This window comes from Nocardia sp. NPDC050697 (genome assembly GCF_040654395.1).
Lineage (GTDB): Bacteria > Actinomycetota > Actinomycetes > Mycobacteriales > Mycobacteriaceae > Nocardia.
In genome coordinates, this window is record NZ_JBFAHY010000003.1 from 585,631 (window position 1) to 611,380 (window position 25,750).

At 72.1% G+C, this 25,750-nt stretch carries 25 protein-coding genes; 10 read left to right on the top strand and 15 right to left on the bottom strand.

The features are described 5' to 3' along the window. Positions 1–47: 47 nt before the first annotated feature. Genes AB0H71_RS14575 through AB0H71_RS14600 form a run of 6 tightly spaced genes read right to left on the bottom strand, consistent with a single transcriptional unit; the run spans position 48 to position 7,018 of the window. Complete coding sequence (locus AB0H71_RS14575) at positions 48–1,220, bottom strand: lipid-transfer protein (RefSeq protein ID WP_357019848.1); 1,173 nt, start codon at positions 1,218–1,220, stop codon at positions 48–50. Next, the gene (locus tag AB0H71_RS14580; protein ID WP_357019851.1) at positions 1,217–1,612 is read right to left on the bottom strand and encodes a MaoC family dehydratase; all 396 of its coding nucleotides are present in this window, start codon (positions 1,610–1,612) and stop codon (positions 1,217–1,219) included. The genes AB0H71_RS14575 and AB0H71_RS14580 overlap by 4 nt, the downstream gene beginning before the upstream one ends. Next, positions 1,609–2,517, bottom strand: a complete 909-nt coding sequence (locus tag AB0H71_RS14585) for an OB-fold domain-containing protein (RefSeq protein WP_357020387.1) — start codon at positions 2,515–2,517, stop codon at positions 1,609–1,611. The genes AB0H71_RS14580 and AB0H71_RS14585 overlap by 4 nt, the downstream gene beginning before the upstream one ends. Before the next feature lie 33 nt (positions 2,518–2,550). Beyond that, on the bottom strand, positions 2,551–3,723 hold the full coding sequence (locus tag AB0H71_RS14590) for an acyl-CoA dehydrogenase family protein (RefSeq protein WP_357019854.1): 1,173 nt from the start codon (positions 3,721–3,723) through the stop codon (positions 2,551–2,553). Beyond that, positions 3,708–4,772 carry an acyl-CoA dehydrogenase family protein gene (locus AB0H71_RS14595; RefSeq protein ID WP_357019856.1) on the bottom strand — a complete coding sequence of 355 codons (1,065 nt, stop codon included), beginning with the start codon at positions 4,770–4,772 and terminating at the stop codon, positions 3,708–3,710. The genes AB0H71_RS14590 and AB0H71_RS14595 overlap by 16 nt, the downstream gene beginning before the upstream one ends. Positions 4,773–4,786: 14 nt before the next feature. After that, on the bottom strand, positions 4,787–7,018 hold the full coding sequence (locus tag AB0H71_RS14600) for an acyl-CoA dehydrogenase family protein (protein ID WP_357019858.1): 2,232 nt from the start codon (positions 7,016–7,018) through the stop codon (positions 4,787–4,789). 119 nt (positions 7,019–7,137) lie between these two features. Between AB0H71_RS14600 and kstR the strand changes: the two genes are divergently transcribed. The 7 genes from kstR (at position 7,138) to AB0H71_RS14635 (ending at position 15,558) form a co-directional block, all read left to right on the top strand. Then, on the top strand, positions 7,138–7,785 hold the full coding sequence (kstR, locus tag AB0H71_RS14605; RefSeq protein WP_357019861.1) for a cholesterol catabolism transcriptional regulator KstR: 648 nt from the start codon (positions 7,138–7,140) through the stop codon (positions 7,783–7,785). 292 nt (positions 7,786–8,077) lie between these two features. Further along, positions 8,078–10,648, top strand: coding sequence for a trehalose-phosphatase (gene otsB, locus AB0H71_RS14610; RefSeq protein ID WP_357019864.1), 2,571 nt, complete (start codon positions 8,078–8,080; stop codon positions 10,646–10,648). 130 nt (positions 10,649–10,778) lie between these two features. Beyond that, positions 10,779–11,666, top strand: a complete 888-nt coding sequence (locus AB0H71_RS14615; protein ID WP_357019867.1) for a zinc ABC transporter substrate-binding protein — start codon at positions 10,779–10,781, stop codon at positions 11,664–11,666. Positions 11,667–11,673: 7 nt separating this feature from the next. After that, a complete protein-coding gene (locus AB0H71_RS14620) occupies positions 11,674–12,564 on the top strand; it encodes a metal ABC transporter ATP-binding protein (protein WP_357019868.1) in 891 nt (296 codons plus the stop codon). Then, on the top strand, positions 12,561–13,439 hold the full coding sequence (locus tag AB0H71_RS14625) for a metal ABC transporter permease (RefSeq protein WP_357019871.1): 879 nt from the start codon (positions 12,561–12,563) through the stop codon (positions 13,437–13,439). Before AB0H71_RS14620 ends, AB0H71_RS14625 begins: the two co-directional genes overlap by 4 nt. A 75-nt stretch (positions 13,440–13,514) precedes the next feature. Beyond that, entirely contained in the window at positions 13,515–14,684 is a 1,170-nt protein-coding gene (locus AB0H71_RS14630) for an acyl-CoA dehydrogenase family protein (protein ID WP_357019872.1), read from the top strand. A 67-nt stretch (positions 14,685–14,751) separates the two neighbouring features. Further along, positions 14,752–15,558, top strand: a complete 807-nt coding sequence (locus AB0H71_RS14635; RefSeq protein WP_357019875.1) for an enoyl-CoA hydratase-related protein — start codon at positions 14,752–14,754, stop codon at positions 15,556–15,558. Between the two features lie 9 nt (positions 15,559–15,567). Here AB0H71_RS14635 and AB0H71_RS14640 read toward each other — a convergent pair whose 3' ends face one another. The 6 genes from AB0H71_RS14640 to carD form a co-directional block, all read right to left on the bottom strand. Next, positions 15,568–15,846 carry a DUF4190 domain-containing protein gene (locus tag AB0H71_RS14640; protein WP_357019878.1) on the bottom strand — a complete coding sequence of 93 codons (279 nt, stop codon included), beginning with the start codon at positions 15,844–15,846 and terminating at the stop codon, positions 15,568–15,570. Between the two features lie 40 nt (positions 15,847–15,886). Beyond that, positions 15,887–16,864, bottom strand: a complete 978-nt coding sequence (gene rlmB / locus AB0H71_RS14645) for a 23S rRNA (guanosine(2251)-2'-O)-methyltransferase RlmB (RefSeq protein WP_357019881.1) — start codon at positions 16,862–16,864, stop codon at positions 15,887–15,889. Further along, on the bottom strand, positions 16,864–18,267 hold the full coding sequence (gene cysS / locus AB0H71_RS14650) for a cysteine--tRNA ligase (RefSeq protein WP_357019884.1): 1,404 nt from the start codon (positions 18,265–18,267) through the stop codon (positions 16,864–16,866). The genes rlmB and cysS overlap by 1 nt, the downstream gene beginning before the upstream one ends. A 112-nt stretch (positions 18,268–18,379) precedes the next feature. Next, positions 18,380–18,859, bottom strand: coding sequence for a 2-C-methyl-D-erythritol 2,4-cyclodiphosphate synthase (gene ispF, locus AB0H71_RS14655; protein ID WP_357020390.1), 480 nt, complete (start codon positions 18,857–18,859; stop codon positions 18,380–18,382). Positions 18,860–18,861: 2 nt separating this feature from the next. Beyond that, a complete protein-coding gene (gene ispD, locus AB0H71_RS14660) occupies positions 18,862–19,545 on the bottom strand; it encodes a 2-C-methyl-D-erythritol 4-phosphate cytidylyltransferase (RefSeq protein WP_357019887.1) in 684 nt (227 codons plus the stop codon). Positions 19,546–19,562: 17 nt separating this feature from the next. Further along, a complete protein-coding gene (carD, locus tag AB0H71_RS14665; RefSeq protein WP_067647923.1) occupies positions 19,563–20,051 on the bottom strand; it encodes an RNA polymerase-binding transcription factor CarD in 489 nt (162 codons plus the stop codon). Between the two features lie 359 nt (positions 20,052–20,410). On the opposite strand from carD, the gene AB0H71_RS14670 reads away from it, so the two are divergent. Next, positions 20,411–21,112 (top strand): hypothetical protein, encoded by a 702-nt coding sequence (locus AB0H71_RS14670; RefSeq protein ID WP_357019891.1) that lies wholly within the window; start codon positions 20,411–20,413, stop codon positions 21,110–21,112. An 87-nt stretch (positions 21,113–21,199) separates the two neighbouring features. After that, entirely contained in the window at positions 21,200–22,615 is a 1,416-nt protein-coding gene (gene radA / locus AB0H71_RS14675) for a DNA repair protein RadA (RefSeq protein ID WP_357019895.1), read from the top strand. Between the two features lie 51 nt (positions 22,616–22,666). On the opposite strand, the gene AB0H71_RS14680 is transcribed toward radA, so the two are convergent. Both AB0H71_RS14680 and AB0H71_RS14685 read right to left on the bottom strand, forming a co-directional pair. Continuing rightward, the gene (locus AB0H71_RS14680; RefSeq protein ID WP_357019898.1) at positions 22,667–23,290 is read right to left on the bottom strand and encodes a hypothetical protein; all 624 of its coding nucleotides are present in this window, start codon (positions 23,288–23,290) and stop codon (positions 22,667–22,669) included. Between the two features lie 109 nt (positions 23,291–23,399). Then, positions 23,400–24,023: a carbonic anhydrase gene (locus tag AB0H71_RS14685; protein WP_357019900.1), complete on the bottom strand. Its 624-nt coding sequence runs from the start codon at positions 24,021–24,023 to the stop codon at positions 23,400–23,402. A 32-nt stretch (positions 24,024–24,055) separates the two neighbouring features. On the opposite strand from AB0H71_RS14685, the gene AB0H71_RS14690 reads away from it, so the two are divergent. Then, entirely contained in the window at positions 24,056–24,970 is a 915-nt protein-coding gene (locus AB0H71_RS14690; protein ID WP_357019903.1) for an A/G-specific adenine glycosylase, read from the top strand. Between the two features lie 33 nt (positions 24,971–25,003). Here AB0H71_RS14690 and AB0H71_RS14695 read toward each other — a convergent pair whose 3' ends face one another. Next, positions 25,004–25,747 carry an alpha/beta hydrolase gene (locus tag AB0H71_RS14695; RefSeq protein ID WP_357019906.1) on the bottom strand — a complete coding sequence of 248 codons (744 nt, stop codon included), beginning with the start codon at positions 25,745–25,747 and terminating at the stop codon, positions 25,004–25,006. Positions 25,748–25,750: the final 3 nt, after the last annotated feature.

The window sequence follows — 25,750 nt, forward strand, 5'->3', positions numbered from 1 at the left end:
CCACCGCTCAGCACAGCATGCCCGCCCGGAGGGGGTGGTGCCGGGCGTCAGGCGGCGGTGAGGATCAACCCCGAGGTCGGGACGCCGGTACCAGCCGTCACCAGCACGTTCCGAACGTCGTCCACCTGGTTCACCGAGGTACCGCGCAACTGCCGCACCCCCTCGGCGATCCCGTTCATCCCGTGGATGTACGCCTCCCCCAGCTGCCCGCCGTGCGTGTTCAACGGCAACCGCCCGCCGAGCTCGATAGCCCCGTCGGCGATGAAGTCGCGCGCCTCGCCCCGCCCGCAGAACCCCAGCTCCTCGAGCTGCATGAGCACGAAGGGGGTGAAGTGGTCGTAGAGCACGGCGGTCTGGATGTCGTCCGGGCGGAGCCCGCTCTGCGCCCAGAGCTGGTCGCCGACCAGCCCCATCTCCGGCAGCCCGGTGAGCGCGTCGCGGTAGTAGCTGGTCATGACGTACTGGTCGGCGCCGCTCCCCTGGGCGGCGGCGGTGATCACCGCGGCCGGGTTGGGCAGCTCCTTCGCCCGCTCGGCGCTGACGATCACCAGCGCGACCCCGCCGTCCGATTCCTGGCAGCAGTCGAGCAGGTGCAGCGGCTCGGCGATCCAGCGCGAGTTCTGGTGGTCGTCCAGGGTGATCGGCTTGCCGTGGAAGAAGGCGTTCGGGTTCACCGCGGCGTGTTTGCGGTCGGCGACCGCGACCCGCCCGAAGTCCGCGCTGGTCGCTCCGTAGACGTGCATGTACCGGCGGGCCACCATCGCCACCTGCGCGGCCGGGGTGCCGAGCCCGTGCGGGTACGACCACCCGGCGTCGATCCCGGACGAGGTCGGGGCGGCCGCCAGCGAGCTGGAGAACTGCCCGAACCGCGAGACCGAGCGCTCGTTGAAGGCCCGGTACGCCACCACCACGTCGGCCACCCCGGTCGCCACCGCCATGGCGGCCTGCTGCACGGTGGCGCAGGCCGCGCCGCCGCCGTAGCCGATGTGGCTGAAGAAGGTGAGCCGCGGGATACCGACCGCCCGCGCCACCGCCACCTGCAGGTTGGTGTCCATGGTGAAGGTGGTGAGGCCGTCCACGTCGGCGGGGGTGAGCCCGGCGTCGGCGAGCGCGGCGGTCACCGCCTCGGCGGCCAGCCGGAGCTCGCTGCGGCCGGACTCCTTGGAGAAGTCGGTGGCGCCGATCCCCGCGATCGCGGCCTTCCCGGACAACCCGCTCATGCCGAATCCCGTTTCGTGATGACGACTTTCGCCGTGATGTGATCACCGAGGCTGTCACTGCCGGTCACCGCGAGGTGCACCTCGTCACCGTCGACGGCGGTGACCTCGCCGCGCAGGGTCAGGGTGTCGCCCGCGTACAGCGGGACGCCGAGGCGCAGCTTGATGGAGCGCACGATGGCGTCCGGCCCGGCCCAGTCGGTGACGAAGCGCTGCACCAGCCCGGTGTCGGTGAGGATATTGACGAAGATGTCCTTCGAGCCGCGCGCCACCGCCTTGTCCCGGTCGTGGTGCACGTCCTGGAAGTCGCGCGTGGCCAGCGCGGTGCTGATCACGAAGGTGGGGTCGGCGTGGATCGCCAGCTCCGGCAGCACGGTACCGACCTCGACGCTCATGCGCGCACCTGCCAGTACGGGAGAACGGTGTCATCGTCGAGCTGCTCGAAGCCCGCCTCGACCTTCAGATCCACGGTCACCTGATCCGGTTCGATACCGCGCAGTTCGCCGAGCATCCGCACCCCTTCCTCCAGCTCGACCAGCGCCACCACGAAGGGCAGCGTGCGGCCGGGCACCTTGGGTGCGTGGTGCACGACGTAGCTGAACACCGTGCCGCGGCCACTCGCCACCACGTAGTCGACCGGTTCGGCCTTGTCCTGCCAGATGGCCGGGATCGGCGGGTGCTGGAGCGTGCCGTCCGGCTTGCGCTGGATGCGCAGCTCCCCCGCTTTGGTTCCCGCCCAGAAGAACTCGGTGTCGTGCGAGACCAGCGGCTTCACCCGCTGCCCCTTGTCGACGGCCGGTTTCGCCGTGCCAGGGGCGAACTTCAGCAGCCGCCAGAGCATTTCGGTGACGACCTCCTCCCCCACCCGCCAGGTGATGGTGTAGGTGAGGAACCAGCCCTCGCCGAGCCCGGTGCGCTTCGGGCCGACCACCTCGTCCAGCCTGCTGGTGACGGTCACCTGCTCGCCGGGGACCAGGTAGCGGTGGTAGGTCTGCTCGCAGTTGGTGGCGACGACGGAGGTGAAGCCGGCGGCGTCGAGCAGTTCGTTGGTCGCCGTCATCGGGTCGTCCGCGGGGCGGTCGCCGTTCAGCCCGAGCATGGTCCACACCTGGGCCATGGCGGGCGGGGCGACGATGCCGGGGTGCCCGGCGGCGCGGGCGGCCGCGTCGTCGGTGTAGATCGGGTTGCGGTCGCCGAGCGCCTCGACCCAGTTGTTGATCATGGGCCGGTTCACCGGGTCGCGCCCGGCCCGCGGCGACGATTCGCCCCGCGCCCTGATCTCCTCGGCGGCGTCCCGGATCGCTTCCGGTGTACTCACGGGATATCCCTTCCGTTACCGGGGCACCCGGGGCAGCTTCAGCCCCGAGGAGGCGACGAGTTCGCGCATGACCTCGTTGACGCCGCCGCCGAAGGTCACCACCAGGTTCTGCTTGGTCCGCCGGTCCAGCCAGGTGAGCAGCTCGGCGGTCTCCGGCTCGGCCGGGTCGCCGTAGCCGCCGACGATCTCCTCGGCCAGCCTGCCCGCCTCCTGCAGCGCCTCGGTGGAGTACACCTTGGTGGCCGAGGCATCGGCGATCACGTCGTTCGGGTCCGCGTCCTCGCGGTCGGCGGCCGCCGCGACCTGCCAGTTCAGCAGTTCATTGAGCCGCACCATGGCGTGCATCCGGCCCAGCGCGCGCTGCACGTCGGGCTTGCCGAGCACGCCGCGCGGCCGCGCCCAGTCGCGCACCCGGTCGTAGAGCTGCTCGATCTTGCCGGACGGGCCGAGCCCGACCCGCTCGTGGTTGAGCTGGGTGGTGATCAGCCGCCAGCCCCGGTCCACCTCGCCGACCAGCATCCCGGCCGGGACCCGGACATTGTCGAAGTAGGTGGCGTTGGTGTGGTGCGCGCCGTCGCTGGTGATGATCGGCGTCCACGAGTAGCCGGGGTCGGTGGTGTCCACGATGAGGATCGTGATGCCGCGGTGCCGCGATTCGGCGCTGCCGGTGCGGGCGGCCAGCCAGATGAAGTCGGCCTCGTGCGCGCCGGTGGTGAAGACCTTCTGGCCGTTCACCACCCAGTCGCCGGTGGCCTCGTCGCGGACCGCGCCGGTGCGCAGCGCGGCCAGGTCGGTGCCGGCGTCCGGCTCGGAGTAGCCGATGGCGAAGTGGATGTCGCCGGAGAGGATGCCGGGCAGGAACTTCCGCTTCTGCTCCTCGGTGCCGTAGCTCTGCAGCGTCGGGCCGACGGTGAGCAGCGTGACCAGCGGCAGCGGCACATCGGCGCGCACCGCCTCGTTGTAGAAGATCTGCTGCTCGACGGCGCCGAAGCCGCCGCCGCCGTACTCCTTGGGCCAGCCGACGCCGAGCCGGCCGTCCCGGCCCATCCGGCGCACGACCGCGCGGTAGGCGTCGCCGTGCCGGTTCACCGCCATCTCGGCGTGCTCCTCCGGCGTCACCAGCTCGGCGAAGTACGCGCGCAGCTCGGCGCGCAGCCTGCGTTGCTCGATGGTCAGGTCGATGTACATCTGGCCCCCAATCGATCGAGTCGGAAGGACGCGCCGCCGAGCCAGCGGGCGAGGTCCTTGGCCTGTGAGTAGTAGCGGTGCATGGGATGGGTGATGTCGACGCCGAGCCCCCCGTGCAGGTGGTGACACTTCTGCATGGCCGCGGGGAGCTCGGACGCGACCGTGTACGCGAGCACCTCGAGGTCGTCGTCGATCCGCTCCAGGTGCTCCGGGCTCGCATCGTCCTGCGCCAGTGCCCAGTTCGCGGACTGCGCGGCGGCGCCGACGGTGCGCGAGACCACGTACAGATCGGCGATCTGCTGGGCCACCGCCTGGAACTGGGCCAGCGGCCGCCCGAACTGGTGCCGCACCCGCACGTGCTCCGCGGTGAGCGCCAGCGCGCCGCGCAGCAACCCGTCCGCCACCGACCCGATGGCGGCCACCGCGGCCCGGTGCAGCACCGGCAGCGGCAGCGCGAGCAGCTGCGCCTCGGGGATTGTGACGCCGGTCAGCCGGACCGTCGCCTCCGGGTTGCCGCCGGAGGCCGGGCTCGGGGTCAGCTCGAGGCCGGGGGCATCGCCCTCGACCAGCGCGACCCCGGCGTCGGTCGGGATCAGCAGCCAGCGCGCCTCCGCCGCGTACGGCACCGCCACCTTGTGCCCGGTGAGCAGCACCGAACCACCCTCGCGCACGGCGGTGGTCTCCGGCTTGACGGTGAACGGCGCCGCCTGCTCGCTGAGCGCGGCGGTGAGCACCGCGCCCTCCGCGACCGCGCCGAAGACCCGCTCCGCCAGCTCGTCCGGCAGCGCGTCGAGCAGCGGCACGACGCCGAAGCCGAGCGTCGGCAGCGCCGGCACCGCGACCGCGTCGGTGGCGAGCTCGGTGAGCAGCACCGACACCTCGGCCGGCCCCATGCCCGCGCCGCCGAGCTTCTCCGGCAGCGGCACCGCGAGCAGGCCGGAATCGACCAACCGCGGCCACAGCTCGAAGTCCCGCGCCGCGTTGCGCTCCAGCAGGCTCACGACCACCTCGGCGATCGCATCCTGACTCTCGTCCCTGGTGAAATCCACGTTCGTCCCCGTCCCTACGTCTGCTCTCTCGGCAGCCCGAGGATCCGCTCACCGGCCACGGTCAGCAGGATCTGCTCGGTGCCGCCCGCGATGGAGAGGCACCGGGTGAGCAGGAACTCCTTGACCTCAGCGGTCTCCTGCGCGCCCACCGTGCCCGCCACCTCGACCGCGAACTCCGCGACCGCCTGGCGATGCCGTACACCCACCAGTTTGCGCACACTGCTCTGCGCCGACGGGTCGGAACCGGTGAGCACGCGCACGGCGGCGTGCTGTTCCAGCAGCAATCCGGCGATCGCGTCCGAGATCAGCGCGCCCAGTTTGTCGTTGCGCAGCTCCGCGCCGGGGCCGGTGGCGGGAAGCTTGGCGACCAGCTCCTCCAGCGCGGCGCCGATTCCGCTGCCGCTCATGGCGACCCGCTCGGCGGCGAGCGTGGCGCGGGTGATCTTCCAGCCATTGTTCAGCTCGCCGACCAGCCCCTCGTCCGGGACGAAGACGTCGTCCAGGAAGACCTCGCTGAACCTGGCCTCGCCGGTGATCTGCACCAGCGGGCGGATCTCCAGGCCGGGCGAGTCCATCTTCAGCACGAAGTACGAGATGCCCCTGTGCTTGGGCGCCTCGGGGTCGGTGCGGGCCAGGCAGATGGCCCAGTTCGCCTTGTCGGCGAGCGAGGTCCAGACCTTCTGGCCGCGCAGGATCCAGCCGCCCTCGGTGCGCTTGGCGGTGGTGCGCAGGGCCGCGAGATCCGAGCCCGCCTCGGGCTCGCTGAAGAGCTGGCACCAGAGGATCTCGCCGCGCAGGGTGGGCCAGGCGAACTGCTCGACCTGCTCCGGGGAGCCGTGCTGCAGCAGGGTGGGGACGGCCCAGCCGCCGATGGTGAGGTCGGGGACGGTGACGCCGGCGCGGCGCAGCTCCTCCGAGATCATCAGGCCGGTCATGGGGTTCGCGGCGCGGCCGTAGGGGCGGGGCCAGTGCGGCATGATCATGCCCGCCTCGGCCAGTGCGGTGCGCTGCTCCTCCGCCGGGAGTGCGGCGATGGCGGCGACTTCGGCCGCGAGTTCGCTACCGGGTGCGGCGGTTTCGCCGGTCGCGCCCGCGCCTGATTCGGCGGCGATCTCGCCGGTCGCGGCGCTGGACGCGGGCGCCGGGCCGTTGCCCGCGTCCGCCAGGACGCCGTCCGACGCCAGAATCCGCTCGGCGCCGGTGGTGCGGCGGTGCCCGGCGCGGGTCAGCTCGGTGACCCGAGCGCGCCAGCGCTCGCCACCACCGAGCAACTGCTTGAGCAGCAGGGCGCGGCGCAGGTAGAAGTGCGCGTCGTGTTCCCAGGTGAAGCCGATCCCGCCGAGCACCTGGATGCAGTCCTTGGCGGTCTGCACCGCGGCGTCCAGCGAGATGGCGCCCGCGATGGCGGCGGCGATCGGCAGCTCGGCCCCGCCCTCGTCCACCGCGGCGGCGGCGTCGGCGGCGACCGCGCGGATCAGCTCGGTGCGGCAGAGCATCCACGCGCAGATGTGCTTGACCGCCTGGAACGACCCGATCTGCCTGCCGAACTGGGTGCGCGTCCGCGCGTAGTCGGCGGCGGTCTCCAGGCACCAGCCGGTGATCCCGGCCAGCTCGGCCGCGGCCAGCGCGAGCACCAGGTCGCCGACGGCGTAGGGCGCGCGGAAGACCCGCTCGGCGGGGACCGGAACCTCGGTGAGGTGCACCCGCGCCAGCGGCGAGCCGGGGTCGGCGGAGTCCAGCGGCTCGACGCGCAGCCCGTCGGTGTCCGGCGGGATCAGCACCCAGCGCGTGCCGTCCTCGGCGGCGACCGGCAGCAACACCGCGGCATCCGGGGTGGCGCCGAGCACCGTCTCCCAGACCCCGGTGAGCGGCGCCGCCCCGGTCACGGCGGGTAGGCTCTGGTCCGCGCCGCCGATGCCGTCGAGCGCCAGTCCGCAGGGCAGCTCCTCGTCGAGCGCGCCGGCGGTGACCAGCTGGGCCACCGCCGTCGTCAGCACGGGGCCGCCGACGAGATCGTGCGCGGCCTGCTCGACCAGCACCGCGAGATCGGTCACCGATCCACCGGCGCCCCCGGCCTCCTCCGCGACCGCGACCCGGAAGATGCCGAGATCGGTCAGCGCGGGCCAGTAGCCACGCCAGAAACCGGCCTCGCCGGAGCGCATTGTTGCAATCGGCCGGACCGATCCGGACCACCCGCGCATCGACTCCTGGACGGCTTTGTGCTCGTCAGTGGTGGCGATGGTCACACTCCTGACCGCCTTTCCGGCGTGACTGCCACACCTAGAACATGTTCTAATATCTGTGCCGGGCGGAAGTCAAGAGCAGGCCCGGAGCGCAGCACCGTGCCCGGAAAGGACGTTCATCGATGGCCAGTCCCTCGCGATCGCAGCAGGCCGACCCGGGCGCGCCGCGTACCGGACCGGTCACGACCCTCAGCGAGGACGAGCTCAGCTCCGCCGCGCAGCGGGAGCGGCGCAAGCGGATCCTGGACGCCACCCTGGCGCTGGCCTCCAAGGGCGGCTACGACGCGGTGCAGATGCGGGCCGTCGCCGAGCGCGCCGACGTCGCGGTGGGCACGCTCTACCGGTACTTCCCGTCCAAGGTGCACCTGCTGGTCTCCGCGCTGGCCCGCGAGTTCGAGCAGTTCGAGGGGAAGCGCAAGCCGCTCTCCGGCGGCTCGCCGCAGGAGCGCATGCACACCCTGCTCACCAACATCACCCGCATGATGCAGCGCGACCCGCTGCTCACCGAGGCCATGACCCGCGCCTTCATGTTCGCCGACGCCTCCGCGGCGGCCGAGGTGGACCGGGTCGGCAAGGTCATGGACCGGGTCTTCGCCCGCGCCATGAACGACGGTGAGCCCACCGAGCGCCAGCTCGCCGTCGCCCGCGTCATCAGCGACGTCTGGCTCTCCAACCTGGTCGCCTGGCTCACCCGCCGCGCCTCCGCCACCGACGTCAGCGAGCGCCTCGAGCTCACCGTCGACCTGCTCCTCGGCGAGCGCAGCATCTGACCCTCCGTCCCCCGGTTGCGCGGAGTGTGCCGGGGCGAGGAGCATGGGGTGGGGACGGGAACCGAGACGGCGAAGTCTGCGAGCGAACCCACAGGGCCTCCCCGTGCGAAGACCCCGCTGACGGGGTACAACCACTGGTAGCGCGAGTGCGAATCCGCCGCGTTCGCGCGCACGTACACCGGCGTTCGTGAGGCGCGGGCGGAAACACCGCACGCGCGTGGGCGTGGCGCAGACGATTCAGTATTGTTTCCCGCGCCCGGAATCATCCCCCTCCGATCACAAGGTTGGATGCGTGAGCGCACAGGATCTGCCACTGGAACTTCGCCGTGCTCTGTCGACGGTCGCGCGTGTGCCGCGACTGTTGGTGGCCTCGGACTACGACGGGACCATCGCGCCCATCGTCTCCGACCCGGCGGAGGCGTTTCCCCACCGCGAATCGGTGAACGCGCTACGCGCGCTCGCGGGGCTCACCGGCACCACCGCCGCGGTGATCTCCGGCCGGGCCCTGCGCGATCTGGCGGCGCTCTCCCGGCTCCCGGTCGAGGTGCAGCTGATCGGTAGCCACGGCTCGGAGTTCGACGTGGGCTTCGTGCACGCCATCGACAACGACGCCAAGCAGTTGCTGCGCGAGGTGCAGGGCGAGCTGGCCAAGATCGCGGAGGAGAACCCGGGCACCACGGTCGAGAACAAGCCGGCCAGCTCCGCGCTGCACGTGCGCAATGCCAGCCCCGAGGTGGGCAGGCGCGCGCTCGGCAAGGTGCGCCAGGGCGCGGCCTGCTGGGTCGGGGTGCAGGTGACCGAGGGCAAGGAGGTGATCGAGCTCGCGGTGGTGCCCACCGACAAGGGCTCGGCGCTGGACACCATCCGGCACCAGGAGGGGGCGTCGGCCGCGGTCTTCTTCGGCGACGACGTCACCGACGAGAAGGCGTTCCGCGTGCTCTCCGGCCCGGACGTCGGCATCAAGGTCGGCGCGGGCGAGAGCTTGGCCGGGTACCGGGTGCAGAGCACCGAGGACGTCTCCCGCGCGCTCGCCTTCCTGCTGGAGGAGCGCCGCACCTGGCTGGCGGGCGCCAGCGCACCGCGGATCGAGCGGCTGACCATGCTGGCCAGCCCGCGCTCGGTGGCGCTGCTCACCCCGGACGCCACCGTCACCTGGTTCTGCCACCCCGAGCCGGACTCCGCCGCGGTCTTCGCGCACCTGCTCGGCGGCCCGCAGGCCGGCCACTTCACCATCGCCCCCGAGCGCCCCGGGCTGCCGCTCTCGCAGCGCTACGTGGACGGCACCATGACCGTCGAGACCCGCTGGGCCAGCCTCGGCGTCGTGGACTACCTGCCGCACGACGTCGCGCCGGACCGCACCGACCTGACCCGCGTCGTCACCGGCACCGCCAAGGCCGTGATCACCTTCGCCCCGCGCCCGGAGTTCGGGCAGGTGCCGGTGAGCATGGAGGCCGAGCCGGCCGGGCTGCGGGTGCTCGGCACCAACGACCCGATGGTGCTGCGCTCGCCCGGCGTGCAGTGGGAGATCCGCAGCGACGGCTCGCACGACTACGCCTACGCCGTCGTCGACCCGGCGGTCGCCCCGGTCGTGCTCGAACTGCGCTGCGGCACCGAGGATCTGACCCCGGCCATGACGCCGGAGCCGGAGCGCAGGGCGCTGGCCGAGCAGTACTGGTCCGGCTGGGCCGCCGGGCTGGAGCTGCCGCCGCTCAAGCCGGACCTGATGAAGCGCTCCGCGCTCACCCTGCGCGGGCTGGTGCACGCGCCCTCGGGCTCGATCCTGGCCGCCGCCACCACCTCGCTGCCGGAGGACATCGGCGGCGTGCGCAACTGGGACTACCGCTACTGCTGGCTGCGCGATGCCGCGCTCACCGCGCAGGCGCTCGTGTCGCTGGGCTCGGTCGGCGAGGCCGACGCCTACCTGGCCTGGGTGCACCGGGTGCTGGAGACGCTGCCCGGCCCGGAGCGGCTGCACCCGCTGTACACGATCTACGGCGAGACGCTGCCCCCCGAGGCGGTGATCGACCAGCTCCCCGGCTACGCGGGCTCGCGCCCGGTGCGCGTCGGCAACGCCGCCAACATGCAGGTCCAGCTCGACGTCTTCGGCCCGATCGTCGACCTGATCGCCAACCTGGCCGCCGCCCGCGGCAGGCACGGCATCACCGACCCGGCCAGCGCCCTGCCGGACGCCGACTGGGAGCTGGTGCAGGACATGGTCGCCGCGGTGCAGCGGCGCTGGCAGGAGCCGGACCACGGCATCTGGGAGATCCGCGGCAACCCGCGGCACCACGTGTACTCCAAGGTCATGGGGTGGCTCACGGTGGACCGCGCGCTCACCCTGGCGCAGAAGTTCGACCGGCCGATCGACCCCGAGTGGACGGTGCTCCGCGACACCATCGCCGCGGAGGTCAAGACCAAGGGCTGGAACGACGAGGTGCAGTCCTACACCGCCGCCTACGACGGCACCGACCTGGACGCCGCCACCCTGCACATCGGCCTCTCCGGGCTGATCGACCCCTCCGACCCGCGCTTTCACGCCACCGTGGTCGCCACCGAGGCGGAGCTGCGCAGCGGCGCGACGGTGTACCGGTACCACCACGACGACGGGCTGCCCGGCGGCGAGGGCGGCTTCCACCTCTGCGCCGCCTGGCTCATCGAGGCGTACCTGCTGATCGGCAAGCGCTCGGACGCCGAGGCGCTCTTCGCGCAGCTGGTGGCGGCGGCCGGGCCCACCGGGCTGCTCAGCGAGGAGTACGACCCGGTTGCCGAGCGATCGCTCGGCAATCACCCGCAGGCGTACAGCCACCTCGGGCTGCTCCGCTGCGCCCAGCTGCTGAGCCAGCAGGCGGAGGTGCTGGTCTGAACCGTGCGCGAGGCCCGTGCGATCGGTGATCGCACGGGCCTCGCGCATTTCCGGCACCCGGGGCGCGGCGGGTCGTTCCCCCTGCTAAAGTGAAACGGAAACGGTTTCCATTACCCGCAGGAGCAGCTCCGTGGCCACTCGATTCTTCCTCCGCACCGCCGGTCTCGCCGTCGGCGCGGCGACGGTGTTCGCCCTGACCGCGTGCGGCAGCTCGGAGGATTCCGGCAAGCCGTCGGTGGTGGCCTCCACCGACGTCTGGGGCAGCGTGGCCGCGGCGGTCGCCGGGCCGGACGCCGAGGTCGAGTCGCTGATCACCGACCCCTCGGCCGACCCGCACTCGCACGAGTCGTCGGCGGGCGAGACCGCGCACATCGCCGACGCCGACCTGGTGGTCTTCAACGGCGGCGGCTACGACGAGTTCGTGGAGCAGGCGCTGGACGGCCGCGACACCCCGTCGGTCGAGGCCTACGCGGTGCGCACGGACAAGTCCGAGGAGAACGAGCACGTCTGGTACGACGTGACCACGGTCGCCACCGTCGCGGACCGGATCGCCGCCGAGCTCGGCACCCTCGACGCCGAGCACGCGCAGGGCTACACCGACCGCGCCGCCGAGTTCAAGGGCAGGCTCGCGGGCATCACCGCGGTGACCGACCGGATCGCCGCCCAGCGCCCGGACACCCCGGTGCTGCAGACCGAGCCGCTCGCCTACTATCTGCTGCGCGCCGCGAAGGTGCGCGACCTGACTCCGGCGGAGTTCCAGGAGGCGATCGAGCAGGAGACCGACCCGGCTCCGGCCGCCGTCGCCGCCACCAGGGACCTGCTCACCGGCAAGCAGGTGCGCGTGCTGGTGTACAACGTGCAGACCGAGGGCCGGATCACCCAGGACCTGCGCGGCCTCGCGCAGCAGAACGGCATTCCGGTGCTCGAGGTAGCCGAAACCCTGCCCGACGGTGTGGATTACATCGCCTGGCAGACCGCAAACGCCGAGGCGCTCGCCACGGCGGTGAGCTCCGCGTGAGGACCGCATGACCACCGAATCCGGCGTACCGGTCGACCGGGCGATCACGCCCGCCGTCCGGCTCACCGATGCCAGGCTCGCCTTCGGCTCGCGCACCCTGTGGGAGGGGCTCGATCTGGAGGTGGCGCCGGGCGAATTCGTCGTGGTACTCGGGCCGAACGGGTCGGGGAAGACCTCGCTGCTCAAGGTGCTGCTCGGGCAGCTGGCGCTGAGCCGGGGCAGCGCGACCATCGCGGGTGCGCCCGCGCGCACCGGCAACCCGCACATCGGCTACGTGCCGCAGCAGAAGACCATCGACGCCGGGGTGCAGCTGCGCGGCGTCGACCTGGTCGGGCTCGGGGTGGACGGGCACCGCTGGGGGCTCGGGCTGCGGCACCGCGCCGAGCGCGCGCGCCGGGTGCGCGCCGCCATCGCCGACGTCGGCGCGCAGGGGTACGCCGACGCCCCGCTGGAATCCATGTCCGGCGGCGAGCAGCAGCGGCTGCGGGTGGCGCAGGCGCTGGTCGGCGATCCGCGGGTGCTGCTCTGCGACGAGCCGCTGCTCAGCCTGGACCTGGCCAACCAGCGGCTGGTGGCCGAGCTGATCGACCGCCGCAGGCGGAGCAGCGGCACCGCCGTGCTCTTCGTGACGCACGAGATCAACCCGGTGCTGCCGCTGGTGGACCGGGTGATCTACCTGGTGAACGGCCGCTTCCGGATCGGCACCCCGGACGAGGTGATGACCTCGGCGGTGCTCTCCGAGCTGTACGGCACCGACGTCGAGGTGCTCCGGGTGCGCGGCCGGCTCGTCGTGGTCGGCACCGGCGACACCATGGACGCGCTCGGCACCGCGGGCGCGCACTGCCACGGCGCCGAGGAGTTCGGGCCGGGCGTGGCCAGGAACGGGGCCTCCCGGTGATCGACAAGCTCGGCGCCGTGCTCGGCAAGACCTTCGACTTCGCCACCACGGCCAACCTCATCGGCTACGACTTCGTGCAGCAGGCGCTGCTCGCGGCGGCGCTGCTCGGGCTGCTCGCCGGGGTGATCGGGCCGCTGGTGGTGAGCAGGCAGATGTCCTTCGCGGTGCACGGCACCAGCGAGCTCTCGCTCACCGGCGCGGCCGCCGCGCTGCTCGCCGGGATCGGCGTCGGGCTCGGCGCCATCGTCGGCTCGGTGATCGCGGCGGTGCTCTTCGGCCTGCTCGGCAGCAAGGCGCGGGAGCGCGATTCGGTGATCGCGGTGGTGCTCTCCTTCGGGCTCGGGCTCTCGGTGCTCTTCCTCTGGCTCGGCCCGGAGCGCGCGGGCTCCAAGTTCTCGCTGCTCACCGGGCAGGTGGTGAGCGTCGGGTACAGCGGGCTGACGCTGCTCATCGCCTGCACCGCCGGGGTGCTCGCGGTGCTGGCGCTGATCTACCGGCCGCTGCTCTTCGCCAGCACCGACCCGGAGGTGGCGCAGGCGCGCGGGGTGCCGGTGCGGGCGCTCTCGGTGGTCTTCGCGGTCATGCTCGGCATCACCGCGGCGTTCGGCGTGCAGATCGTCGGCGCGCTGCTGGTGCTGGCGCTGCTGATCACCCCGGCCGCGGCGGCCGCGCAGGTGACCGCGAGCCCGGTGCGGGCCACGGTGCTCGCGGTGCTCTTCGCCGAGGTGGCCGCGGTGGGCGGAATCCTGCTCTCGCTGGCGCCGGGGGTGCCGGTCTCCACCTTCGTCACCACCATCTCGTTCGTCATCTACCTGGTGTGCCGGGTGGTCGGGCGGCGCGGCGCGCGCAGGCGTCCGGTAGCCGCCACGGTTTGATGGCAACCGCCTTCAGTCAGGTGTGCCGGATTTCGTATGCTTCGATGCACCGGCCCCCCGACCGAATGGTGCGCAATGATCGACTTCGAGATTCCCGCCGAGCTCGCCGCGGAGCGTGACCGCGTCCGGCAGTTCGTGATCGACAAGATCGTGCCGTTCGAGCGCGATCCGCGGCTCACCCAGCACGGCCCCACCGACGAGCTGCGCCAGGAGCTGGTCGAGCTGGCCAGGGCGGAGCGGCTGCTCACCGTGCAGGCCCCCGTGGAGCTCGGCGGGCGCGGGCTGACCCATGCCGAGCAGGCGGTGCTCTACGAGGCGGCGGGGTGGTCGACGCTCGGCCCGGTCGCGATGAACTGCGCCGCGCCCGACGAGGGCAATATGTACCTGCTGAGCAAGATCGCGAACCCGGAGCAGGTGCGGCGGTTCCTGGCCCCGGTGATCGCCGGGCACCAGCGCTCGGTCTTCGCCATGACCGAGCCGGACGGCGCCGGCTCGGACCCGGCGCAGCTCGCCACCGAGGCCACCTTCGACGGCGAGAACTTCACCGTCAACGGCCGCAAGTGGCTGATCACCGGCGCGAACGGCGCCAAGACCTGGATCATCATGGCCCGGCTGGCGCCGAACCCGCACCTGCCGGAGGGGCCGACGCTCTTCCTCACCGAGGGCTCCACGCCCGGCATCGTGATCGAGCGGACCATGAACACCATGGACCGCAATTATGTGGCGGGCCACGGCGTCGTCCGCTTCGAGAACCTGACGCTGCCGAAGGAGGCGCTGCTCGGCGAGGCGGGCCAGGCGCTGCGCTATGCCCAGCTGCGGCTGGCCCCGGCCCGGCTCACGCACTGCATGCGCTGGCTGGGCGCGGCCGAGCGGGCGCAGAGCATCGCCATCGCGCACGCCAAGACCAGGACCGCGTTCGGCAAGACCATCGGCGAGCACCAGGGCGTGTCGTTCCTGCTCGCGGACAACGAGATCGCGCTGCACCAGTGCCGCCTGACGATCTGGCACGCCTGCTGGCTGATGGACCGCGGCGAGAAGGCGCGGCACGAGAGCTCGATCGCGAAGGCGTACGTCTCCGAGGAGCTGTTCAAGGTGGCGGACCGCTGCGTCCAGGTGCTCGGCGGGATCGGGATCAGCGACGAGACCGTGGTCGAGATGATCTTCCGCGACATGCGCGCGTTCCGGCTCTACGACGGCCCGACCGAGGTGCACAAGTACGCCATCGGCCGCAAGATCCTGCGCTGAGGCGATCTCCGGGCAACCCCGTCGACCCCCGGTTTCCCGCGGCCGGAGTCGGCTAACATCGCAAGGCATGAGTTCGGAACTGCTCGTCGATGTCTCCGCGGGCATCGCCGTGCTGACCCTGAATCGTCCGGCCCAGCAGAATGCCTTCACTCCCGCGATGGCCGCCGAGCTCGGCGTCGCACTCCAGCGGTGCGACGCCGAGGACGCCATCCGCGCGGTGGTGATCACCGGCACGCCGCCCGCGTTCTGCGCGGGGGCGGACCTCTCCAGCCGGGTCGGCGAGGTCAGCGGCACCCTGGACCCCCCGCCCTGGAAGGTCCGCAAGCCCGTCATAGCGGCGGTGAACGGCCACGCGGTAGGGATCGGCCTGGCCCTGGCCCTGCAATGCGACCTCCGCTACATGGCCAGGGACGCCATCTACGGCCTGAACCAGGTGCGCAGGGGCGTCCTGGCCGACGGCTCCGCCCACTGGACCCTGCCGCGGCTCGTCGGCATGGCGAATGCCGCGGACATCATGCTCACCGGCCGCACCTTCGACGGTGAGGAAGCCAAGGCCATGGGGCTGGCCAATGCCTGCCTCCCCGGCGGCGAGGTGCTCCCGACCGCGCTGGCCGTAGCCCACGACATCGCGGGCGGCTCCGCCCCCCTCCCCGTCGCCCTCTCCAAACGCCTCCTCTGGGAGGGCCTCGGCATGACCCCCGACATGGTCGGCCGCCTGGAAACAGACCTCAACCAGCAGGTTGCCCACAGCATCGACGGCACCGAGGCCATGTCGGCGTTCAAGGAACAGCGCCGCCCCACCTGGACCGGCAAGCTCAGCGAGGAGTGGCCCACCTGGGGCGACAACGTCCAGACCAGGCCCAGCCTCGACTGACCACCCGACTCAAGCGTTGCCGCCCAGGGTGATCAGCACGAACAGAATCGCGATGATCACCATCAGGATCGTGCCGACGATCCCGAGCACGTACCCCACCAGAACCTGGGCCCGCCCGCCATAGGCACCCCCCGACTCCTCGATCTGATCCAGCGCCCGCCGCCCCATGGCCCACGCCACGGGCCCGGCGAGCCCGCAGCACAAGATACTCACAGCCCCGAGAAACAGGATCGCCGTGGCGTTGGGATGCTCGACCGGCTGCCCGATCGGCTGGTTCGGTATCACCATTGCTCGAATTCTACGGGGCCGGAGCGGCTTTACCGCTGTCTCAGCGCCGCCGCTGCCGCGCGATCTCGGACAGCACCACGCCGGCCGCTACGGAGGCGTTGAGCGACTCGACATCCCCCGCCATGGGAATGCTCAGAATCTCGTCGCAGTTCTCCCGGACCAGCCGGGAGAGCCCCTTGCCCTCGGAGCCGACCACGACGACGGTCGGATCGGTCCCGTCGAAGTCGTCGAGCGTCGTGGTCCCCTCGGCATCCAGCCCGACGACCCGAATCCCCCGGGAAGCCCAATCCTTGAGCGTCCGAGTGAGATTCGTAGCGCGGGCGACCGGAAGCCGGGCGGCGGCCCCGGCGCTGGTCCGCCAGGCGACCGCGGTGACGCCCGCGCTGCGCCGCTGCGGAATCAGCACCCCCTGCCCGCCGAACGCGGCCACCGAGCGGACGACGGCCCCGAGGTTGCGCGGGTCGGAGATATTGTCCAGCGCGACGAGCAGCGCGGGCCCACCGGACTCCCGCGCCCGCAGCAGCAGATCATCCGGGTGCGCGTACCGATACGCGGGCACCTGCAGGGCCACACCCTGGTGCAGCCCATTGGCGCTGAGCCGATCGAGATCCGTCCGCGGCACCTCGAGGATCGAGATCCCGGTATCCGCCGCGATCTTCACGCTCTCGGTGAGCCGCTCGTCGTTCTCGGTCCCGACGGCCACGTACAGCGCCGAGGCCGGAACCCCGGCCCGCAGGCACTCGACCACCGGGTTCCGCCCGAGCACCATCTCCGGCCCGTCGTCACCCCGGCGCCCGGCGGTGGCCCGCCCGCCCTTACCGGCGGGCCGCCCCTGAGCGGCCGCCTTCGCCTTGGCCGCCGCCCGCTTGGCGGCGGGATGCTTCGTCCTGGCCTCGGCGGGCGGCGTGGCGCCGCGTCCCTCCAGCCCGCGCCTGCGCTGCCCGCCGGAGCCGACGGTGGCGCCCTTCTTGGTGCTGCCCTTGCGAATAGCGCCGCGGCGCTGTGAGTTGCCTGCCATCAGTCGGCCTTTCCTGCCACGTCGGCGAGGCTCCACTCGGGGCCCGCTGGGGTGTCGGTGACCTCGATACCGGCCGCATGCAGGCGATCCCGCACGGCGTCGGCGGTGGCCCAGTCGCGGTCGGTGCGCGCCTGCTGCCTGCGGTCGAGTTCGGCGCGCACCAGGACGTCGAGCGCGCCGGTGGCGGCGCCGGAGTCACGGGGTGCGAACCAGTGCGGGTCGAAGGGGTCGACCCCGAAGACGGTGAGCATGGCGCGGACCTGTCCGGCCAGCTCGCGCGCTGCCTCGACCTGCCCGCCCTCCAGCGCCTTGTTGCCGGTGTGCACCACGTGGTGGATCTCGGCGAGCGCGCGCGGCACCGCGAGGTCCTCATCGAGGGCGTCGGCGAAGGCGTCGGTCCAGGTGCCCGCGGCGACCGGGCCGCCGCGCTCGGCGACCCGGAGCAGGAAGGACTCGATGCGCTGGTAGGAGGCGGCGGCATCGTGCAGCGCCTTGTCCGAGTACTCCAGCTTGGAGCGGTAGTGCGCGCTGCCGAGGTAGAAGCGCAGCTCGACGGCGCGCACCTGCTTCAGCACATTCGGCACGCTGAGCACATTGCCCAGCGACTTGGACATCTTCTCCCCGCCCATGGTGACCCAGCCGTTGTGCAGCCAGTAGCGGGCGAACCCGTCGCCGGCCGCCTTGGACTGGGCGATCTCGTTCTCGTGGTGCGGGAAGATGAGATCCATTCCACCGCAGTGGATGTCGAATTCGGGGCCGAGGTAGTACTCGGCCATGGCGGAGCACTCCAGGTGCCAGCCGGGCCGGCCCGCGCCCCACGGCGACGGCCAGCTCGGCTCACCCGGCTTGGCGGCCTTCCAGAGCGTGAAGTCGCGCGGGTCGCGCTTGCCGGAGCCGGCGCTCTCGCCCTGGTGCACGTCGTCCAGCCGGTGCCCGGAGAGCTCGCCGTACCGCGGGTAGCTGAGCACGTCGAAGTAGACATTGCCGTCGGAGGCGTAGGCGTGGCCGCGGTCGATCAGCCGGTGCATGAGCTCGACCATCTGGCCGATGTGCCCGGTGGCCCTCGGCTCGGCCGAGGGCGGCAGCACGCCGAGGGTGCGGTACGCCTCGTCGAAGGCGCGCTCGTGCGTGGCGGCCCACTCCCACCACGGGCGGCCCGCCTCGGCGGCCTTGTTCAGGATCTTGTCGTCGATATCGGTGACATTGCGGATGAAGAGCACGTCATTGCCCTGCGCCTGCAACCACCGGCGCAGGATGTCGAAGGCGACGCCGCTGCGGAGGTGACCGATATGGGGCTGACCCTGCACGGTGGCGCCACAGAGGTACACCGACGCACGGCCGGGGACCAGTGGCGCGAAATCGCGCATGGTCCGCGTGTCGGTGTCGAAGAGGCGCAGAGTCACGGGCGCTCATCTTAGCTGGTATAAAATCCCCGCCGTCGCGGCGGCTCCGCTCGACACGCCGTTCAGCGGCGGCGGTGGCGCGGTCTCGGTAGGCGCCATCGGTCCGGCGGTCTCAGCCGGCGGCGGCTCGGCGCGGTCCGAGCAGCGCGGTGGCCACCGCGGCGATTCCCTCGCCGCGGCCGGTGAGCCCGAGCCCGTCGGTGGTGGTTCCGGAGACCGAGACCGGCGCGTCGAGCAGTTCACCCAGTACCTTCTGCGCCTCGGCGCGGCGCGGCCCGATCTTGGGCCGATTCCCGATCACCTGCACGGCGGCGTTCACCACCGCGAATCCCGCCTCGTCCAGAATTCGGCGCACCTCGGTGAGCATGGCCGCTCCGGAGACATTCGCCCATTCCGGGCGGCCGGTGCCGAATACCGCGCCGACATCGCCGAGCCCGGCGGCGGAGAGTAATGCGTCACAGAGCGCGTGCGCGGCGACATCGCCGTCCGAGTGACCGGAACAACCGTCGTCGTCCGGAAACAACAATCCCGCCATCCAGCACGGGCGGCCCGGCTCGATCGGGTGCACGTCGCTGCCGATTCCGACCCGCATCGTCATACCGCCTGCCATTCACCCGCGCGCACCGCACCGGCCAGAATCAGATCGAGCGGAGTAGTGATCTTGAATGCCAATGGATCGCCCGCCACGGTGTGCACCGGAATTCCGAGCCGCTCGACGAGCCCGGCGTCGTCGGTGGCGCTGAGCGCCGGATCGGCGTACGCCCGGCGCAGCGGCTCGGCGGCGAAGCCCTGCGGGGTCTGGATGGCGCGGAGCCCGCCGCGATCGGGGGTGCCGGTGACGACGCCGTCGCGGTCGACGCTCTTCACGGTGTCCACCACCGGCAGCGCGGGAATGACGGCATCGTGCCCGGCGCGCAGCGCGGCGACCACGCGGCGCACCAGATCGGGCGGGGTGAGGGCGCGGGCCGCGTCATGGACGAGGACGTGCGTGGCATCGGCCGCGGCGGCCAGCCCGGCGCGCACCGAATCGGTGCGCTCGGCGCCGCCGACGACGACCCGCACCGAGCCGGGGAGCAGGGCAACGGCGCTCTCTACCAGCTCGGGCGGGACCATCACGACAATCCCGTCGACCGCCCCGGAGGCGATCAACCCATCGACGGACAACTTGATCATGGGCGTGCCGCCGACCGGGACGAACGCCTTGGGCAGAGTTTCACCCAGGCGCACACCCCGGCCGGCGGCAGGCACCAACGCGACGACGCGGTCGGCGTTGTTCACAGAATGTGTGCTCGCGGTCAGGAAGCCGCGGCGAGTACCTCGTCGAGAATGGTGTCGGCTTTGTCGCCGTCGGTACCCTCGGCCAGTGCCAGCTCGCCCACGAGAATCTGGCGAGCCTTCGCCAGCATCCTCTTTTCGCCGGCGGAAAGACCGCGGTCCTGCTCGCGACGCCAGAGATCCCGAACCACCTCGGCCACCTTGTTCACATCGCCGGAGGCGAGCTTCTCCAGGTTGGCCTTGTAGCGGCGGGACCAGTTGGTCGGCTCCTCGGTGTGCGGCGCACGCAGGACCTGGAAGACTCGATCGAGGCCTTCCTGCCCGACGACATCCCGGACGCCGACATATTCGGCATTCGCCGCGGGGACTCGAACGGTGAGATCGCCCTGTGCGACCTTGAGGACCAGATACTCCTTCTGCTCGCCTTTGATGGTGCGAGTCTCGATTGCTTCGATCAGCGCCGCTCCGTGGTGGGGGTAAACGACGGTGTCTCCGACCTTAAAAATCATGTGTCCCGTGCCCCTTTCGATGTTCACAGTTTAACATGCGGCTCGATAACGGTGCGATCAACTGTGCAGGTCAGGGCCACAACGGGCAGACCACAGGGGTTGACAGGCGTGAAAGGGTGTGCATTCTGTTGTGCGCGTAGGCTATATCGCCAGCACCTGAGCGTGCGCCGCGCCGGCCGCCGCCCGGTGCCCGTAACACCGCCCGCGGAACCGTTACCGAACGGATGCCGGGTGCCCCGTGTCCGGCCCGGACCGCCGCCCGCCGCACCGGGCCCGGATCTCGACTACTACGCTCCCTAGTTAGTACTCTCCCCCCGAGGGACGAGCCCGGTCGACATGGAGGACAACCCGTGATTGCCATGAAAGCTGTGACTGCCTGTGCCGCGCTGGCAGCGGGCGCCGCTCTGGCGCTCACCGGGTGCAGCGCCGGACAGGTCGCGCAGACCGCCGATCAGAAGGCCGCGATCAACGGCACCCACGCCGAGGTCGGACAGCTCTCCCTGCTCAACGTGCACATCGTCTACCCGAAGGAGACGCAGACCCTGCAGGTCGGCGGCTCGGCGGTGATCGCGCTCTCCATCGTCAACAACAGCAGCACCGTCACCGACGAGCTGACCAGCATCACCACCGACCTCGGCCCGGTGCGGATCACCCCGCCCGCCGGGCAGAGCCGGGTCGTGGTCGGGCCGAGCCAGGTCGTCGTCGCCGCGGGCGAGGTCGCGGCGGCCGAGGCGGCGCACAGCCCCGGCGGGCACGGCGGCGCCGCGAGCAGCACCACCCAGGCCCCGACCACCACCCCGGCGCCGAGCGGCACGGCGGTGCCCGGCCTGGACACCGAGGGCGCGCCTACCCAGGGCACCGACCCGGAGGCAAAGCCGGCCAAGATCGAGATCACCGGGCTCACCAAGCCGATCGCGCCCGGCCTCACCTACACCGTGTCCTTCAACTTCAAGGAGAACGGCACCGTGCAGGTCTCGGTGCCGGTGGATGCCGGGCTCGCCGTCGACCGGCACCTCTCCGACCTGTCCGGCCCCGCCAAGGAGGGCTCGGGCGGGCACTGACCCGTTCTCCAGGCGGCCGTCGCACCTCCCGGTGCGGCGGCCGCCTGCGTTCCGCCGCCTGTCGGCACCCGGCCGTAAGGTGCCGGTGTGGCCAAACTCAAGCCGACCTTCCGATGCTCCGCGTGCGCGCACGACGTGGCGAAATGGGTGGGCAAGTGCCCCGGCTGCGGGGCCTGGGGCACCGTCGAGGAGACGGTGCCGGTCATCGCGGCCGCGGGCCCGGCCGCGCGCAAGGCCATGCTGCCGAGCACCGCGGCGGCGCCGATCTCCAGCATCGACTCCACGGTCACCAGAGCGCGCTCGACCGGGGTCGGCGAGCTGGACCGGGTGCTCGGCGGCGGCGTCGTGCCCGGCTCGGTGGTGCTGCTCTCCGGCGAGCCGGGGGTGGGCAAGTCGACGCTGCTGCTCGAGGTCGCGCACCGCTGGGCCGCGGCGCGCGACGAGCGCTCGCTGTACGTGACCGCGGAGGAGTCGGCCGGGCAGGTGCGGCTGCGCGCCGACCGCACCGGGGCGGTGCACGAGCGGGTGTACCTGGCGGCCGAGTCCGATCTGGCGGTGGTGCTCGGCCACGTCGAGCAGGTGCGGCCGACGCTGCTGGTGGTCGACTCGGTGCAGACCATGATCGCCCCGGCCGAGGACGGCGTGATCGGCGGCGTCAGCCAGGTGCGCGCGGTGACCGCGGCGCTCACCTCGCTGGCAAAGGCGAGCGGGATCGCGGTGCTGCTGGTCGGCCACGTCACCAAGGACGGCAGCGTGGCGGGCCCGCGCACGCTGGAGCACCTGGTCGACGTGGTGCTGCAGTTCGAGGGCGACAAGAACACCACGCTGCGCATGGTGCGCGGGCTGAAGAACCGCTTCGGCAGCGCCGACGAGGTGGGCTGCTTCGAGCTGCACGACTACGGCATCGTCGGGGTGGCCGACCCGTCCGGGCTGTTCCTGCACCACCGCACCGACACCGTGCCAGGCACCGCGGTGACCGTCGCCATGGACGGCAAGCGGCCGCTGGTGAGCGAGGTGCAGGGGCTCACCGTCGACACCCAGGCGCCCGCGCCGCGGCGCGCGGTGAGCGGGCTGGACTACAACCGGGTCTCCATGATCCTGGCGGTGCTGCAGAGCCGCTGCGGGGTGTACGTGGGCAAGCAGGACGTCTACGCCGCCACCGTCGGCGGCATGCGGCTGGTCGAGCCGGTGGCCGACCTGGCCGTCGCGCTGGCGCTGGCGAGCGCGGCGCGGGATGTCGCGCTGCCGCCGGGGTGGGTGATCCTCGGCGAGGTCGGGCTGGCGGGTGAGGTGCGCCGGGTGACGAATGCGGCGCGCAGGCTGGCCGAGGCGGAGCGGCTCGGGTTCGGCACCGCGCTGGTGCCGCCCGGGTTCGATGCTCGCAAGACCGGGATGAAGGTGCACGAGGTCTCCGACGTGCGCTCGGCGCTGCGGTTGGCCGGGCTCCGGCGCGCGCGCTCCGCCGAGCCGGGGCGGTCCGCCGAGCCCGCGGAGGTCGGCTGAGCCCGGCCCGCGCTGCCCGGCCCCGCCGCGGCGTTCGGCTGGGCCGCCCGCTCAGGCGATGTTGAAGGGCTCGGCGGTGCTCTTCACCCCGCCGAGCTGGGCGAGCACCGCGTAGGCGCCGGACGGGACCGGCACCCGCTCGCCGGCGCAGTTCGGCTGCGAGGTCGAGCCGGACCAGGTGACCGTGAACGCCGCCTGCTGCCCGCGCTCCAGCGTCCTGATGTCGGGCTGCCCGTCGGGGTAGCAGTCCACGCTGTTCCACAGCCTGCGGGTGCCGTCCAGCGTCTGCACCGAGATCTGCTGCATGCCCGAGCCCATGTCCCGGCTGCACGGCGCCGCGGAGATATTCGTGATGACGATGCCGAACACCGGCTGCTCACCCTTGCGGTAGGTCGGCTGCCCGACGCTCACCTTCACCGCGAGCGACTGGTCCGAGCAGGGCGCGACATCCGAGGCGGCCGTGCCGCTCGCCGCGCTCGAACCCGAGCCGCCCGCCGGCGGCGCCACCTCCGTCGTGGTGCTGGTCGCGGCGGCGCCGCCGGGTGAGGTGCCGCCCCTGGCGACCATCACCACCAGCCAGATCACCAGCGCGAGCGCGAGGACCAGAATGCCGATGGCGAAAACACGACGTCGCCAGTAGATCTCGGGAGGCAGCGGCCCAGTGGGTTCCAGCACGCCTCAACGGTAAGCGCAGCGCCTGGATCGCGGGCCGAGGGCCTCGGCGTGTCGGCCGGGCCCGGCCGCCTCGGACCAGCTCTACCTGGGCGGATGCCCGGACAAGTGGTCAGACGGCTTCGCCGACGTCCCCGATCACGTGGTGCAGCCATGCCTTGCCCTCGGCGAGCTTGTAGTTCACGCAGGCGATGGCGAGCGTGCCCGCCTTGACCCGCTCGGCCACGATCGCCGAACGCTCGGTGATCAGGTTGCCGGTCTCCACCACGTGCCGCGCCTCCAGCTCGTCCACCGTGGAGAGCCCCTCGCGCCTGCCCGCCAGAATCGAGGGCGCGACCCGCTCGACCACGTCGCGGATGAAGCCGCCGGGGACGGCGCCGCCGTCCAGCGTGTCGATGGTTGCCTTCACGGCGCCGCAGCTGTCGTGGCCGAGCACCACGATGAGCGGGACGTTCAGCACGGCGACGCCGTACTCGATGGAGCCGAGCACCGAGCCGTCCACCACGTGACCCGCGGTGCGCACCACGAACATGTCGCCGAGGCCCCGATCGAAGATCAGCTCGGCGGCGACGCGAGAATCGCCGCAGCCGAACAGGATTGCGGTCGGGTGCTGCCCCTCCACCAGCTTCGCGCGGTCCGCCGCCCCCTGACCGGGGTGCTCGAGCGTGCCGTTGACGAAGCGGTCGTTACCCTCGCGCAGGGACTTCCACGAACTGATCGGGTTGGATCCAGGCATAGCGACCATTGTGCAGGACGAGGTGGGAAACCGTGAGGAGAGGCGCCGCCGCGCGCACACTGCCGGCCTACGGCGCGATCGACACCGATGTGCTGATCGACTGGTACGCCGCCACCGCGCGGGACCTGCCCTGGCGCAGGCCGGGGGTGACGGCGTGGCAGATCCTGATGAGCGAGATCATGCTGCAGCAGACGCCGGTGGTGCGGGTGGAGCCGATCTGGCGGGAGTGGGTGGCCCGCTGGCCGGTGCCGTCGGCCATGGCCGCCGCCTCGCAGGCCGAGGTGCTGCGGGCCTGGGGCAAGCTCGGGTACCCGCGCCGGGCGCTGCGGCTGCACGAGTGCGCGACGGTGCTGGCCGAGCGGTACGGCGACGCGGTGCCCGACGATGTCGAGGCGCTGCTCGCGCTGCCCGGGATCGGCGCCTACACGGCGCGCGCGGTGGCCTGCTTCGCCTACGGGCAGCGGGTGCCGGTGGTCGACACCAATGTGCGCCGGGTGGTGGCGCGCGCGGTGCACGGGCTCGGGGATGCCGGGAATCCGTCGCCGCGCGATCTGCCGGAGACCGAGGCGCTGCTGCCCGCCCCGGTGCGGCGGGCGGCGGTCTTCTCGGCCGCGCTCATGGAGCTGGGCGCCACCGTCTGCACGGCCCGCGCGCCCGCCTGCGATGCCTGCCCGCTGCCGCGCTGCGCGTGGGTCGCCGCGGGGCGGCCCGCGGCCGAGGTGGTGCGGAAGACCCAGAAGTACGAGGGCACCGACCGCCAGGCGCGCGGGCGGCTGCTCGACGTGCTGCGCGCCGCCGAGGGGCCGGTCGAGCGGCTGCGGCTGGACCTCGCCTGGCCGCGGGATCCGGGGCAGCGTGGCAGGGCGCTCGACTCGCTGCTCGTGGACGGGCTGGTCGAGCAGACCTCGGACGGGCGCTTCGCCCTGGCCGGCGAAGGGGAGCGGTAGCGCAACGGGCCTACCGCGGCTACCCCGCCGAGCTCAGCGTGCGAGGACGTCGTGCAGGAACGACTGCACCTCTTCGCGGTAGCGCTGAGGTTGCTCGTCGTGCACGAGGTGACCGGCGCCCTCGACCCACACGTAGCGGGTGTCCGCCCGTTCCGCCATGCGCCGCATCTGCCCCGGCGGCGTGATGGTGAATTCCCCCTCCAGCAGCAGCGCCGGAATCCGCAGCGCCGCCCACTGCGCCCAGAAATCGCGGCCGCCCCACTCCTCGGAGATATCCCGGAATGTCGCGACCGCCCCGTGCAGCCGATATCCGTCGGCATCGCGGCGGAATGCGCGCAGGAAATAGCGCCCCGCGACCTCGCCGAAATAGCCGAGCACCGCGTCCTCGTCCGGAAAGGGCTGGGGCCAGCCCTCGATCATGGCCGCCCACCCGGCCGCGGTGCGCCCGCGGAAATCCGGCGCGATGTCCTCCACCACCAGAGCCCGCACCCGCTCCGGGTGCGCGGCCGCGAAGACCCACCCGTGCAGCGCCCCCATGGAGTGCCCGATCAGCACCATGGGCTCGGCGAGCGCCGCGGTGGCCGCGGCCAGATCGGCGACGAACGCCTCGGTGCTCGGCTCGGCGGGCGCCGGACGGCCGTGCCCGGCCGCGTCGAAGGTGTACACGTGGCCGAACTCGCGCAGCCACCCCAGCTGGTCGCTCCAGGTTCGCGCGCTCCCCATGAGCCCGTGCAGCAACAGGATGGGCACCCCCGTGCCGCCTTCGTCGTAGAGCATGGG